This window comes from Plantactinospora sp. WMMB782, from assembly GCF_049179135.1.
In the GTDB taxonomy this organism is placed as follows: Bacteria; Actinomycetota; Actinomycetes; order Mycobacteriales; family Micromonosporaceae; genus Plantactinospora.
Genome location: NZ_JBMHMC010000007.1, coordinates 2,364,991 through 2,378,303 on the forward strand (window position 1 = coordinate 2,364,991; position 13,313 = coordinate 2,378,303).

Sequence of the window (13,313 nt, forward strand, 5' to 3'; positions counted from 1 at the left end):
GCGACCACCGACCACCGGCCGCGGACACCGGACAGCGGCAGGGCCGGCCCGGTCCCACCCCAGGAGGCGAGATCGGAGCCGGCCCCGCGAGTCTCGGGCCCGGTCTCAGACCCGGACGACGGAAAGCGACTCCTTGCTGTCCGCCAGGTCGACCCGCACGGTGTCGCCGTCGCGCACCTCGCCGGCCAGCAGCGCCTTCGCCAGCCGGTCGCCGATCGCCGACTGCACCAGCCGGCGCAGCGGGCGGGCGCCGTAGATCGGGTCGTACCCGTGCTCGGCCAGCCAGGTCCGGGCCTCGTCGGTGACGTCCAGGCCGAGCCGCCGGTCGGCGAGCCGCCGCCGCAGCCGGTCGAGCTGGATGTCCACGATCCCGCGCAGTTCCTGCCCGGTCAGCGAGGCGAAGACCACGATGTCGTCGAGCCGGTTGAGGAACTCCGGCTTGAAGTGCGAGCGGACCACCGCCAGCACCGCCTCCCGGCGCTCCTGCTCGCCCAGGGTCAGGTCGGAGACCACCGCCGAGCCGAGGTTGGAGGTGAGGATCAGGATGGCGTTGCGGAAGTCGACGGTACGTCCCTGGCCGTCGGTGAGCCGGCCGTCGTCGAGCACCTGGAGCAGTACGTCGAAGACGTCCGGATGGGCCTTCTCCACCTCGTCCAGCAGGATCACCGAGTACGGCCGGCGGCGCACCGCCTCGGTGAGCTGGCCGCCCTCCTCGTATCCGACATAGCCGGGCGGGGCGCCGACGAGCCGGGCCACCGAGTGCTTCTCGGCGTACTCGCTCATGTCGATCCGGACCATGGCCCGCTCGTCGTCGAAGAGGAACTCGGCGAGCGCCTTGCCCAGCTCGGTCTTGCCGACGCCGGTCGGGCCGAGGAAGAGGAAGCTGCCGGTGGGGCGGTCCGGGTCGGCGACGCCGGCCCGCGCCCGGCGTACCGCGTCGGAGACGGCGGCGACCGCCTCGGCCTGGCCGACCACGCGGGCACCGAGCGACGACTCCATCCGGAGCAGCTTGGCGGTCTCGCCCTCCATCAGCCGGCCGGCGGGGATGCCGGTCCAGGCGGCGACCACCGCGGCGATGTCGTCGGCGCCGACCTCCTCCTTGAGCATCGCCCCGTCGGCCTGCAACCCGGCGAGTTCGCCCTCGGCCCGGGTCAGCGTGGCCTGGAGTTCGGGGATGCGGCCGTAGCGCAGCTCGGCGGCGCGTTCCAGCTCGCCGTCCCGCTCGGCCCGCTCGGCCTCGCCGCCGAGCCGTTCCAGCTCCTCCTTGGCCGTCGAGATCCGGGTGATGTGCTCCTTCTCCAGCTTCCACCTGTCGCTGAGCGCGGTGAGCTGCTCGCGCTTGTCGGCCAGCTCCCGGCGCAGCCGTGCCAGCCGCTCGGCCGAGGCCGGGTCGGGCTCCTTGGCCAGCGCCATCTCCTCGATCTCCAGCCGGCGTACCGCCCGCTCGATCTCGTCGACCTCGGTGGGCCGGGAGTCGATCTCCATCCGGAGCCGGGAGGCGGACTCGTCGACCAGGTCGATCGCCTTGTCCGGCAGGAACCGGTCGGTGATGTACCGGTCGGAGAGCGAGGCGGCGGCGACCAGGGCGGCGTCGGTGATGCGTACCCCGTGGTGCACCTCGTAGCGCTCCTTGAGGCCGCGCAGGATGCCGATGGTGTCCTCGATGGTGGGCTCGCCGACCAGCACCGGCTGGAAGCGCCGCTCCAGCGCCGGGTCCTTCTCGATGTGCTCGCGGTACTCGTCCAGGGTGGTCGCACCGACCATCCGCAGCTCGCCCCGGGCCAGCATCGGCTTGAGCATGTTGCCGGCGTCCATCGAGCCCTCGCCCTTGCCGGCGCCGACCACCGTGTGCAGTTCGTCGAGGAAGGTGATGACCTGGCCGTCGGAGTTCTTGATCTCCTCCAGCACCGACTTCAGCCGCTCCTCGAACTGCCCCCGGTACTGCGCCCCGGCGACCATCGCGCCGAGGTCGAGCGAGACCAGCAACTTGTCCCGCAGCGACTCGGGGACGTCACCGGCGACGATCCGCTGGGCCAGCCCCTCGACGATGGCGGTCTTGCCGACGCCGGGCTCGCCGATGAGCACCGGGTTGTTCTTGGTACGCCGGGAGAGCACCTGGATCACCCGGCGGATCTCGGCGTCCCGGCCGATCACCGGGTCGATCTTGCCGTCCCGGGCGCTGGCGGTCAGGTCGACGCCGTACTTCTCCAGCGCCTGGTAGGTCTGCTCGGGGTCGGCGGTGGTGACCCGGCGGTCGCCGCCGCGCACCGCCGGGAAGGCGGCGACCAGGTTCTCCTCGGTGGCGCCGGCCCGCTTGAGGGTGTCGGCGACCGCGCCGCCGACCCGGGCCAGCCCGGCCAGCAGGTGCTCGGTCGAGGTGTACTCGTCGCCGAGCGGCCGGGCGATCTGCTCGGCCGCGCCGATCGCGTTGACGAACTCGCGGGCCAGGCTCGGCTCGGCGACACTGGATCCCCGGGCGGCCGGCTGGTTCTCCACGGCCCGGACGGCGGCCCGCCGGATGTCGGCCGGATTCGCCCCGACCGCCCGCAGCAGCCCGGCCGCGGTGGACCCGCCGGTGTCCAGCAGGGAGAGCAGCAGGTGCCACGGTTCGACGGTGGCGTGGCCGCGCTGGTTGGCCGTCGCGACGGCGCCGGTGATGACTTCGCGGCTCTTCGTGGTGAGACGTTCGGCGTTCATGGGCTCCCAATACGGTCTGCCGGCCGTGGCACGGGCCGGCATCGGCAGCGTGGCGGGCGGTGCCGCCGTCGCCGGCGGCATCACTTCCAGTAGGAACGACACAACCAGAGTTGAGTCTATTCCACTCAACTCTTTCGCTATGACGTCAGTCACACCCGCCGGGTTCCGCCACCGGCCCGGAAGAGGGCGGTTCCACCCGACCGGGCCCGGAAGCCGGTACCGGCCCTCGATCGACATACGGGTACGGTTGGTTACGTGCGAGTACGTGTGGAGCAGACGGCACTGCCAGGCATCGGCGTACGTCACGACGTGGTGACCACCTCCGGACGGCGGCTCGGTGTCGTCACGCACCGCAACGGCCGACGGGACCTGGTGCTCTACGACCCCGACGATCCCGACTCGTGCACCGCCGACATCCCGCTCACCGACGACGAGGCGGAGGCACTGGCCGACATCCTCGGCGCCTCCCTGATGCTGGGCCAGCTCTCCGGGCTGCGCCAGCAGGCGGCCGGCCTGCTCACCGAGCAGATCGCCATCCCGGCCGGCTCCCGCTACGTCGGCCGGCGCCTCGGCGACACGCAGACCCGCACCCGCACCGGCGCATCAATCGTCGCGGTCCTCCGGGAACGCGAGGTGATCGCCTCACCCGATCCGACCTTCCGGTTCGAGGCCGGCGATGTCGTGGTCGTGGTCGGCACCCGTCAGGGACTCGACGGTGTCACCGCGATCCTCGCCGAGACCGATCCGGACGGCTGAGGCGGATGCACCACACCACAGTCCTGCTCATCGAGGTCGGCGCGCTGCTGCTCGCCCTGGGACTGCTCAGCCGGCTGAGCCGGCGGATCGGCCTCTCCCCGATCCCGCTCTACCTGCTCGCCGGGCTCGCCTTCGGGCACGGCGGGCTGGTGCCACTCTCGGCCAGCGAGGAGTTCTTCGAGGTCGGCGCCGAGATCGGCGTGATCCTGCTGCTGGTCATGCTGGGCCTGGAGTACTCCGCCAGCGAACTGGTCGGCAACCTGCGCGCGGCGGCACCGGCCGGGCTGATCGACGGCCTGCTCAACGCCCTGCCCGGTGCGGCCTTCGGTTTCCTGCTCGGCTGGGGCTGGGTCGGTGCGATCGTGCTGGCCGGGGTCACCTGGGTCTCCTCGTCCGGCGTGGTCGCCAAGGTGCTGGCCGACCTCGGTCGGATCGGTAACCGGGAGACCCCCGTCATCCTCTCGGTGCTTGTCATCGAGGACCTGGCGATGGCGCTCTACCTGCCACTGGTCACCGCGATCCTCAGCGGCAAGAGCCTGCTCGGCGGCGGCATCGCGCTGGCCGTCGCGGTCTTCACCGTGGTCCTGGTGCTTGTGGTGGCGATCCGGTACGGCAACTTCATCTCCCGGATGCTCTCGGCCGACGATCCGGAGGCGCTGCTGCTCGGCGTACTCGGACTGACCCTGCTGGTCGCCGGCATCGCGGCCGGGCTCCAGGTGTCGGCGGCGGTCGGCGCGTTCCTGGTCGGCATCGCGCTCTCCGGGCCGGTGGCGCACAACGCGACCGAGCTGCTCTCACCGCTGCGGGACCTCTTCGCCGCCGTCTTCTTCGTCTTCTTCGGCCTGGTCACCGACCCCCGGGCGATCCCGCCGGTCCTGCTGCCCGCCCTGGCACTGGCCGTGGTCACCATGGCCACCAAGGTGCTCACCGGCTACCTGGCGGCGAAACGGGCCGGGATCGGCGCGCGGGGCCGTTGGCGGGCCGGGCTGACCCTGGCACCGCGCGGCGAGTTCTCCATCGTCATCGCCGGGCTTGCCGTCAGTGCCAGCGTGGTCAACCCGCAACTCGGCCCGCTGGCCACCGCGTACGTGCTGATCACCGTGGTGAGCGGGCCGATGCTGGCCCGGCTGCCCGATTTCGAGTGGTTCAAGCGGTGGCTGCGCCGGGCCGCGGCCGGTGGGCCGACGCCCGCTCCCGTTCCGGACTGAGGCGCGGCGTCACGCCCCACATACCGGGATCGCCGTACGGCCGGATCGACGACCGCGTAACGGGTTGATGAAATAGCACTCGGCGACCCTTCCGCAGGTTGGCAACAGCGCGTTACCGTGTCGCCGCAGTAGCCCCACAGGTCTTGCGGGGGCCGGAGTGCCCGGCAGCCGCGCGAGCGGAAAGGCGGCCCGTTGAGCGTGCAGGACTCCGCGTTCCGGGGCTTTGCCAACCCGGTGGACCCGTCTCCAGCCGAGCTCCGGGCCTGGGCCTACGAGCCGGACTCGGTGCCGCTGCACACCATGCCGAAGGACTGGGACCTGCTGGTCTCCGGCGACCGGCTGATCGGCACGCTGTTCGAGCTGGCGATGGACCAGTCCTGCCCGGCCCGCCGGTTCGCGATGCACTGCCTCTACATCTACGCGGCGGACGGCATCCGGACCAAGTTCCAGGCCCATCCGAAGCGGCGGTTGCGCAAGCTGGTCGAGCAGGCCGAGCGGCTCGGCGACGAGCCGATGGTGATCTGGGCGCACAACACCCGGATGCTCCAGGCCAGGCCCGACCTCTTCGACTACCGCGACTGGTGTGAGGGTGGCCTGGTCCGGCAGTCCCGCCGGCTGAGCTGACCGGGTCGACCGGCGCGCCGGCACCCGTGCCGACGCCGGACGGCGGGCCGGGACCCCCCGTGGACCCCGGACCACCAGCCACCACCGGTGCCGGCGCCGCGGCGGGCCCGCCTCGTCGTCGACAGGACCGCGACCCGCGGAAGCCGCACCACCAGTCAGGCTACTTAGCTGGCGACCGCGACGGGGCGGAACCGGGCAGCGGCCGCGTGGGCCCCTCGCCGACGGCAGGGACGGGCACAGGAAGAGCTGGCGCTCGAAGCCCTCTGCGAGCGCCAGCGGTGTTCTTCGGTGGAACGGTCGCGACGCCGGCCGGCGGACGCCGTACCGGTGCGCGTGGATGTAGCCCTGTCAGGTGCACACCGGGACCGGTCCCGGCGACGCCTACTCGCACCGCATCCAGTTGAAGTGGTACGTGGTGCTGACACTGCTGTCGGTGGAGTCCATCATCAGGAAGCTGGTGGTCTTCGGATCCGACGTCCCGCGGTTCACCCGCAGTTCGGTGTTGATGTTGAGCAGCCGGACCTCGCCGCAGGGGGCGTAGACCAGTTCGGCCATGTCCGTGACGTCGGTCGTCTGCCAGCTGTCACTCATCGGGCCGGGGATGTTGTGCGACTCGACCGCCGTCGGCGACGTGCCCTGGATGTAGTAGCTCGCCCGCTGCATGCCACTGGCACCCTTTTCGAGATGCGCGAAGCCGCGGTAGTCGGCCTGGCGGATCGCGTAGGTGAAGCCACCCGGCACGTTCACCTTGAGGACGAGCTGGCAGTTCTTCCGGAAGTCGGTCGGCGCGGTACCCGCGCCGGCCTGGGCCAGGTAGTCGCTGTAGGTCACCGTGAAGGCGGTGTTGTCCGGCGCCGTGGCGACCGCCGCCGTTCCGGGCCGGCAGCCCGACCCGTTCACCGTCACGACCTCCATCGTGATGCGTTCGGCCGGCGGGTTCGTGGTCGGCACCGGGTCGCCGAGTACCGGCAGGCCCAGCAACGACGCTGCCAGACCACCGACGACTAACGTGTTCAACATTTTCCGGGGCTCCCTTCGGTTACCGTCGCGCGGGCCGTTGCCCGCGCGATGTATCGAAATCATCCATAGCTCTGGATGCCCTCTTAATCGGTGCCCGCCTTAGGACCGGGCGACCCGGCGGGCGGGCCCCTGCCCTCAGGGCCGGGATGCCGGAACGGATTCCCGCATCCCAACCCGGAGGGACCACGTCAGGGGGTCGGACACTTCTTCCAGGCGAAGTGGTAGATGGTGCTGATGCCACCATCCGTCGAGTCCATCGCCATGAAGCTGGTGGTGGTCGCCGGGTTGGACGTACCGACGTTCACCCGCAGTTCGGTGTTGATGTTCAGGAAGCGCATCTCCCCGCAGGGCGCGTAGCTCACCGAGGTCAGCTCGGAGGTGTCCGTCGTCTGCCAACTGTCGTCCAGCGGACCACTGAAGTTGTGGTTCTTGTACGTCGTCGGCGAGGAGCCCTGGAAGTAGTAGTTCGCCCGCGTCACCGCGGTCGCACCGTTGGCCAGGTAGGCATAGCCGCGGTAGTCGGCCTGCAGGATGGCGTAGGTGAAGCCTTCCGGCACGTGCACCTGGAGGGCCACCTGGCAGTTCTTCCGGGAATCGGTCGGCCGCGCCCCCACGCCGACCTGGGCGAGGTACTCGCTGTACGTCACCGTGAAGGCGGTGTTGTCGGGGGCGACCGCGACGGCCGCGGTGCCGGCCGGGCAACCCGAGCCATTGATGGTAATGACCTCGATGACAATCTTCTCTTCCGGCGGTTCCACGGGCGGATCCGTCGGAATGACAATCGAGCCGCCGAGCAGCGATGCAACGAGACCGCCAATGGCCAGCACACTGATCATGGGTTCCCTCCCGATCGTGCCGATAATGTTGCGCGCGCACAAGTACCCTAACTTGCTTTATTGATGTTCGTCAATGTCGTAAAGGGGAATGCGCCATCGTCCGAAAAGGGGAAAGTAGTCGCCGGCCCGAAATACGCAAGGGCCCCCGGGTCGGGCTCGATGGACATTAACAATTCCATCGGGCCGACCCGGGGGCCCTGACTCGCGCTAACCCTGCGGACCGCCGCGGGGGGACGAGTTCACGACGGTGCGGTCAGCACTCCTTCCAGCTCAGGTGATAGACGCTGCGCACACTGCCCCGGCTCGAATCCATCACCATGAGGCTCGTGCCGCTCTCGGAGTCGCCGGCGTCCACCCGCAGCTCGGTGTTGATGTTCAGGTTGCGCTCCTGGCCGCACGGCGCGTAGACCAGCGACGCGGCGCGGTCGGTGGTACGGAAGCCACCGACGTACGGCCCGTTGAACTCGTGGCTCTGCTGGCCCGTCGCGGAGCTGCCCATGAAGTAGTAGTGGTTGAGCTGCGTGCCCTTGGCACCCCGCTGGAGGTACGCGAAGCCCTGCATATCCACCTGGGACACCGCGAAGGTGAGCCCCGCAGGAATCTGGACCCGCAGATTGAGCTGGCAGTTCTTCCTGAACTCGGTCGGCTTCGCCCCGGCACCGGCCAGGACGTAATAGTCGCTGTAGCTGACCGTGAAGGCCGTGTTGTCGGCGGCGGTGCTGACCTGGGTGGTTCCTGCCGGGCAGCCCGAGCCGTTGACGGTCTCCACACTGATGGTGATCCGCTCGGCAGGGGCCACCACGGGCTCGGTAGCTACCGCCGGGGCAAACAATGCCGCGAGTACTCCGCCGACAGCCATCACGTTGGACATGCTAGTTCCTTCCGGTCGTCGCGATGCGGTCGCGCCCGCAGCCCACCATAGTCAGAACATAGATAGCCGTCAATTAAACAATCTTGTAACCGCCCACATTCAAATGAACCGTTGATCAGTTCTGTCTGATCATTCACAGGCGTCCGCGGGGCCACGTCGGAGCGCGGCACCGGACACGACTCGGCGACCCGCCCCCATACCCGAACCGGGCCGGACGGCGAGGCGCTTAATGACCTTGCCGGGCGTGCGACGGAACGATCCGGCCGACCGGACAGGGCCCGCGGGTTCCGTCACCACCCGCTATGTACGGTGAAGCCCTTCCGACCCGCATGGGGTAATGGTTTCCGAGTCTCCTACCTATTGGATTCGAGAGCGGGCGTAATGCTCCCGAAACACCCGGCGTAATCGGTTTCGGGAACACCGGGAGAAGTGTCACGCATGCCCGGATCATGGCGGTACCCGCCAGTACCCTTCGGCGCCGACGGTCCGGCGCGTCAGGCGGACGGGTCCGTGCCGCGGCGGGGCCGCCACACGACGAGCGCGGTCGACGGCCGGTTGGTCGGCACCAGATCCCGGCGGGGCAGCCCACCCAGCGCCTCCAGCTCGGCGATCCGGTGATAGGCGGCCTCCAGCTCGGCCTGTAGGCCGGCCATCCGCTGTTGGAGCTCGTCGACCATCTGCTCCAGCACGATGATCCGCTTGATGCCGGCCAGGTTCACCCCGTCGTCCTGGCTGAGCCGCTGCACCTCGCGGAGCAGCGCGACGTCGCGGACGCTGTACCGGCGCCCGCCGCCCGGAGCCCGGCCGGGCTGCACCAGCCCCATCCGGTCGTACTGCCGAAGGGTCTGCGGGTGCATGCCGGCCATCCGGGCCGCGACCGAGATCATCAGAACCTTGGCGTCGGATGCCTGCTCGATCGAGACGACGACGTACTCCTCGGCCACCTTGATCACCTCCGCGTTGCCAACAGCTCAGTTGAAACGACGCACCCGGGCGTCGAGATGTTCCCGTTCCGCCGCCGGGGTGTGCGCGGCGAACTCCTCCAGCGCCTTCCTGGCCTCCGGGGAGAGCTGCTCGGGTACCGCGATCTCCACCGTCACCAGCAGGTCGCCGGCCTGGCCGTCCCGCCGGACCACCCCCCGGCCCCGGGCCCGCAGGGTCCGGCCGCTCGGGGTGCCCGGCGGCACCCGCAGGGTCACCGCGGAATCCAGCGTGGGCACCCGCAGGTCCGTTCCGAGCACCGCCTCCGCCACGGTGATCGGCACCGTCAGGGTCAGGTCGTCGCCACTGCGTCCGAAGAGGTCGTCCGCGCGCACCTTCACCAGCACGAACAGGTCGCCGGGCGGGCCGCCCCGGTCACCGGGCTCGCCCCGGCCGGCGAGCCGGATCCGCTGGCCGTCCGCCACCCCGGCCGGGAACCGGACGTTCAGCGTGCGGGACTTGGTCACCCCGCCGCTACCCCGGCACTCCGGGCACTTCTCGTCCACGATCGTGCCGACACCCTGGCACTCCCGGCACGGCTCGGAGAAGCTGAACGAGCCCTGGTTCCGGGTGACCACACCGGCACCCCGGCACTGCGGGCAGGTGCGGGGCAGCGTCCCCGGCTTGGCGCCGTCGCCGTGGCAGGTGTCGCAGACCCCGGGAGCGCGCAGCGTCAACGGCACGGTCACGCCGCGTACCGCGTCGCCGAAGTCGAGCACGACCTCGGCCTCCACGTCCCGGCCCCGGGCCGGTCCACGGGTCCGGGTCGGGCCGCCACCGGAGAAGATCGAACTGAACAGGTCCGAGAAGCCGCCCGCGCCGGCACCGAACCGGCGGTCCCCGCCGGCCGCGCCGCCGGGCTGGCCCATCCCGCCGAAGAGGTCGGAGACGTCGAACGGATAGCCGCCCGGCCCGCCGGACCGGGCGTTGCGGCGGAACGCGCCCGAGCCGAAGAGCGAGCGCATCTCGTCGTACTCCTTGCGCTTGCGCGGGTCGGAGAGCACGTCGTACGCCTCGGAGACGGCCTTGAACCGCTCCTCGGCCTCGGCGTTGCCCGGGTTGTGGTCCGGGTGCGATTCCCTGGCCAGTTTCCGGTACGCCTTCTTGATCTCGTCAGCAGAGGCGGACTTGGCCACCCCCAGCACGGCGTAGAAGTCCTTCTCCAGCCAGTCTTTGGAACTCATCGGTCGTCCACCCCCTTCCCCTGTGGCGCGGTCGAGGTGCCGCCCGCACTCCGCCCGTCGGGCGGCGTACGGAGGGCACCTCGACCGCGACGCACCGGCTCAACCTCGCTCCGGTCCGGTTCCTGCCGGCGCCGCAGTGCTCACTCCGGCTCCGGATCGGCCACCGCGACCAGCGCGGGCCGCAGCAGCGCGTCGTTCACCTGGTAGCCGCGTCGCAGCACCTCCACACAGGTCGGCTCGGTGACCTCGGTCGAGGTCTGGTGCGCCACCGCCTCGTGCTGGTTCGGGTCGAACGGGTCACCCTTCTCACCGAACGGGGTGAGCCCGAACTTGGCCAGCGCCGTGCCCAACTGCTCCGCCACGGTGCCGAACGGCCCGACCAGGTCGCCGTGCTCGCGCGCCCGGTCCAGGTCGTCGAGTACCGGCAGCAGCGCGGCGAGTACGACCCGGGTGGCCCGGTCCACGTCCTTGGCCCGCTCCCGGTCCATCCGCTTGCGGTAGTTGGCGAACTCCGCGGTCACCCGCTGGAGGTCCCGGGTCCGCTCGTCCAGGTCGGCCCGGAGTGCCCCCAGCTCGGCGCCGAGCGGGCCGGGCCCGTCGACGTCGGCCGCGCCCTCGGCGACCGGCGCGGCCGGGGCGTCCACCACCGGGCCGTCGGTGCCGGACGGCCGCTCGGCCGCCAGCACCTCGGCGAGTTCGGTGTCGTCCACCACCGGTGCGCCCGGGTCGGTGGTCGGGTCGGCCGACTCCTCGGCGGTCGCCTCGGCCGGCTCGGTGGTGACGTCGTCCGCCACCTCCGGCCCACCCTCGGCCGACGCGGCGTCGTCGACCGAGCCGGCGGCACCGGTCGAGGCGGTGTCGTCCACCTCGCCCGCCGCCACCACCGGCTCGACGTCACCCGGCGGCTCGGGATCCGGGTTCGGGTCCTTCGCCGCCAGTCCGGCTCCGTCGGTGCCACCGGAGGCCGACTGGTCTCCGGTCAGGTTGATCTTCCGGTTGTTCCGGATGACGACGCCCTCGCCGGCCGGGCCCGGGGCGGGGTCGGCGGGCGCGGAGCCACCCGGCGCCGATCCGGTGGACTCCGGATCGGCGGCTCGTGGCTTGTCCGTCATACAGCTACCTCGATCCATCGTGCGTGCGGCCAGCAGCCCGGGTACGCGGGGAACGCGTCGTCACTTCTTGTCGTCCTCGTCGACGATCTCCGCGTCCACCACGTCGTCGGCGCCGCCCTTGGCCCCGGTCGGGCCGGCCTCCGGACCCGCACCGGCGGCACCCGGCTGACCCGGCTGGCCCTGCTCGGCCTGCTGCTGCGCGTAGAGCATCGAACCGGCCTCCTGGGAGACCTTGAGCAGCTTCTCGTGCGCCGTCTTGACGTTCTCCAGGTCGGTCCCGCCGAGCGCGGACCGCAGGTCGCCGAGCGCTTCGTTGATCTTGTCACGCGGCTCGGCGGGCAGCTTGTCCCCGCTCTCGGCGAGGAACTTCTCGGTCTGCCACTGGAGCTGCTCGGCCTGGTTGCGGGTCTCCGCCTCGTCCCGGCGCCGCTTGTCCTCGTCGGCGTGGTCCTGGGCGTCCCGCATCATCCGCTCGATGTCGTCCTTCGGCAGCGCCGAGCCGCCGGTGATGGTCATCGACTGCTCCTTGCCGGTGCCGAGGTCCTTCGCGTTGACGTGCACGATGCCGTTCGCGTCGATGTCGAAGGTGACCTCGACCTGCGGCACGCCGCGCGGGGCCGGCGGCAGGCCGGTCAGCTCGAAGGTGCCGAGCTTCTTGTTGTACGCCGCGATGTCCCGCTCACCCTGGAAGACCTGGATCAGCACCGACGGCTGGTTGTCGTCGGCCGTGGTGAAGACCTCGGAGCGCTTGGTCGGGATGGTGGTGTTCCGCTCGATCAGCTTGGTGAAGATGCCGCCCTTGGTCTCAATGCCCAGCGACAGCGGGGTCACGTCGAGCAGCAGGACGTCCTTGACCTCGCCCTTGAGCACGCCGGCCTGGAGCGCGGCGCCGACCGCGACGACCTCGTCCGGGTTGACGCCCTTGTTCGGCTCCCGGCCGGTGAGCTGCTTGACCAGGTCCGAGACGGCCGGCATCCGGGTCGAGCCGCCGACCAGGATGACGTGGTCGACGTCGGCGACCTTGACCCCGGCGTCCTTGATCGCCTGGTCGAACGGGCCCTTGCAGCGGTCCAGCAGGTCCTGCGTCATCCGCTGGAACTCCGCCCGGGTCAGCGTCACGTCCAGGTGCAGCGGCGCCGACGGTGCGCCGTCGCCACCGGCCGGACCGGCGGTGATGTACGGCAGGTTGATGCTGGTGGTGGTGGCGGCAGACAGCTCGATCTTGGCCTTCTCGGCCGCCTCGCGGAGCCGCTGCATCGCCATCTTGTCCTGGGACAGGTCGACGCCGTGCTGACCCCGGAAGGTCTTCACCAGGTGGTCGATGATCCGCTCGTCCCAGTCGTCGCCGCCGAGGTGGTTGTCACCGCTTGTCGACTTGACCTCGATGACCCCCTCGGCCAGCTCCAGCAGCGACACGTCGAAGGTGCCGCCGCCGAGGTCGAAGACCAGGACTGTCTGCTCCTTGGAGCCCTTGTCCAGCCCGTACGCCAGCGCCGCCGCGGTCGGCTCGTTCACGATCCGCAGCACGTTGAAGCCGGCGATCTCCCCGGCCTCCTTGGTGGCCGTCCGCTGGGCGTCGCTGAAGTACGCCGGGACGGTGATCACGGCGTCGGTGATCCGCTCGCCCAGGTACGCCTCGGCGTCCCGCTTGAGCTTCATCAGCGTCCGGGCGGAGATCTCCTGTGAGGTGTACTTCTTGCCGTCGATGTCGACGGACCAGTTGGTGCCCATCTCCCGCTTGACCGACCGGATGGTCCGGTCCGGGTTGGTCACCGCCTGACGCTTGGCGACCTCACCGACGAGCACCTCGCCGTTGCGGGCGAACGCGACGATCGAAGGAGTCGTCCGCGAGCCCTCGGCGTTCGCGATGACGGTGGGCTCACCGCCCTCGAGAACGCTGACGCAGGAGTTCGTCGTGCCGAGGTCGATTCCGACCGCACGTGCCATCTTCGCTTCCTCGCTTCGTTACAAGGCAGGTGACGGGCACCGCCCGCAGCGCAGCACGGGCATCGCCCGCAGCGCAC

Annotated in this window: 11 protein-coding genes; 3 read left to right on the plus strand and 8 right to left on the minus strand. The window is 70.5% G+C overall.

Annotation, left to right across the window (positions count from 1 at the left end; all coding sequences use genetic code 11):
* Positions 1-105 precede the first annotated feature (105 nt).
* Entirely contained in the window at positions 106-2,697 is a 2,592-nt protein-coding gene (gene clpB, locus ACN28A_RS12845) for an ATP-dependent chaperone ClpB (RefSeq protein ID WP_421395278.1), read from the minus strand.
* 255 nt (positions 2,698-2,952) lie between these two features.
* Here clpB and ACN28A_RS12850 point away from each other — a divergent pair, with 255 nt between their 5' ends.
* The 3 genes from ACN28A_RS12850 to ACN28A_RS12860 all read left to right on the plus strand — a co-directional run bounded on the left by ACN28A_RS12850 (position 2,953) and on the right by ACN28A_RS12860 (position 5,285).
* Entirely contained in the window at positions 2,953-3,453 is a 501-nt protein-coding gene (locus tag ACN28A_RS12850; RefSeq protein WP_278065003.1) for a cation:proton antiporter regulatory subunit, read from the plus strand.
* Between the two features lie 5 nt (positions 3,454-3,458).
* Positions 3,459-4,661 carry a cation:proton antiporter gene (locus ACN28A_RS12855; RefSeq protein ID WP_421395280.1) on the plus strand — a complete coding sequence of 401 codons (1,203 nt, stop codon included), beginning with the start codon at positions 3,459-3,461 and terminating at the stop codon, positions 4,659-4,661.
* 192 nt (positions 4,662-4,853) lie between these two features.
* Positions 4,854-5,285: a hypothetical protein gene (locus tag ACN28A_RS12860; RefSeq protein WP_421395281.1), complete on the plus strand. Its 432-nt coding sequence runs from the start codon at positions 4,854-4,856 to the stop codon at positions 5,283-5,285.
* A 381-nt stretch (positions 5,286-5,666) separates the two neighbouring features.
* Here the strand turns inward: ACN28A_RS12860 and ACN28A_RS12865 are convergent, their stop codons facing one another.
* The 7 genes from ACN28A_RS12865 to dnaK form a co-directional block, all read right to left on the minus strand.
* The gene (locus tag ACN28A_RS12865) at positions 5,667-6,305 is read right to left on the minus strand and encodes a DUF4360 domain-containing protein (protein WP_421395282.1); all 639 of its coding nucleotides are present in this window, start codon (positions 6,303-6,305) and stop codon (positions 5,667-5,669) included.
* A 188-nt stretch (positions 6,306-6,493) separates the two neighbouring features.
* Positions 6,494-7,141: a DUF4360 domain-containing protein gene (locus ACN28A_RS12870; protein WP_421395284.1), complete on the minus strand. Its 648-nt coding sequence runs from the start codon at positions 7,139-7,141 to the stop codon at positions 6,494-6,496.
* 253 nt (positions 7,142-7,394) lie between these two features.
* Positions 7,395-8,012 (minus strand): DUF4360 domain-containing protein, encoded by a 618-nt coding sequence (locus ACN28A_RS12875; RefSeq protein ID WP_421395285.1) that lies wholly within the window; start codon positions 8,010-8,012, stop codon positions 7,395-7,397.
* A 494-nt stretch (positions 8,013-8,506) separates the two neighbouring features.
* Positions 8,507-8,899 carry a heat shock protein transcriptional repressor HspR gene (locus ACN28A_RS12880; protein WP_421404347.1) on the minus strand — a complete coding sequence of 131 codons (393 nt, stop codon included), beginning with the start codon at positions 8,897-8,899 and terminating at the stop codon, positions 8,507-8,509.
* A gap of 84 nt (positions 8,900-8,983) precedes the next feature.
* Positions 8,984-10,177: a molecular chaperone DnaJ gene (gene dnaJ, locus ACN28A_RS12885; protein WP_421395286.1), complete on the minus strand. Its 1,194-nt coding sequence runs from the start codon at positions 10,175-10,177 to the stop codon at positions 8,984-8,986.
* A gap of 140 nt (positions 10,178-10,317) precedes the next feature.
* Positions 10,318-11,289, minus strand: coding sequence for a nucleotide exchange factor GrpE (gene grpE / locus ACN28A_RS12890; protein WP_421395287.1), 972 nt, complete (start codon positions 11,287-11,289; stop codon positions 10,318-10,320).
* A 60-nt stretch (positions 11,290-11,349) separates the two neighbouring features.
* Positions 11,350-13,236, minus strand: a complete 1,887-nt coding sequence (gene dnaK, locus ACN28A_RS12895) for a molecular chaperone DnaK (RefSeq protein WP_421395289.1) — start codon at positions 13,234-13,236, stop codon at positions 11,350-11,352.
* Positions 13,237-13,313: the final 77 nt, after the last annotated feature.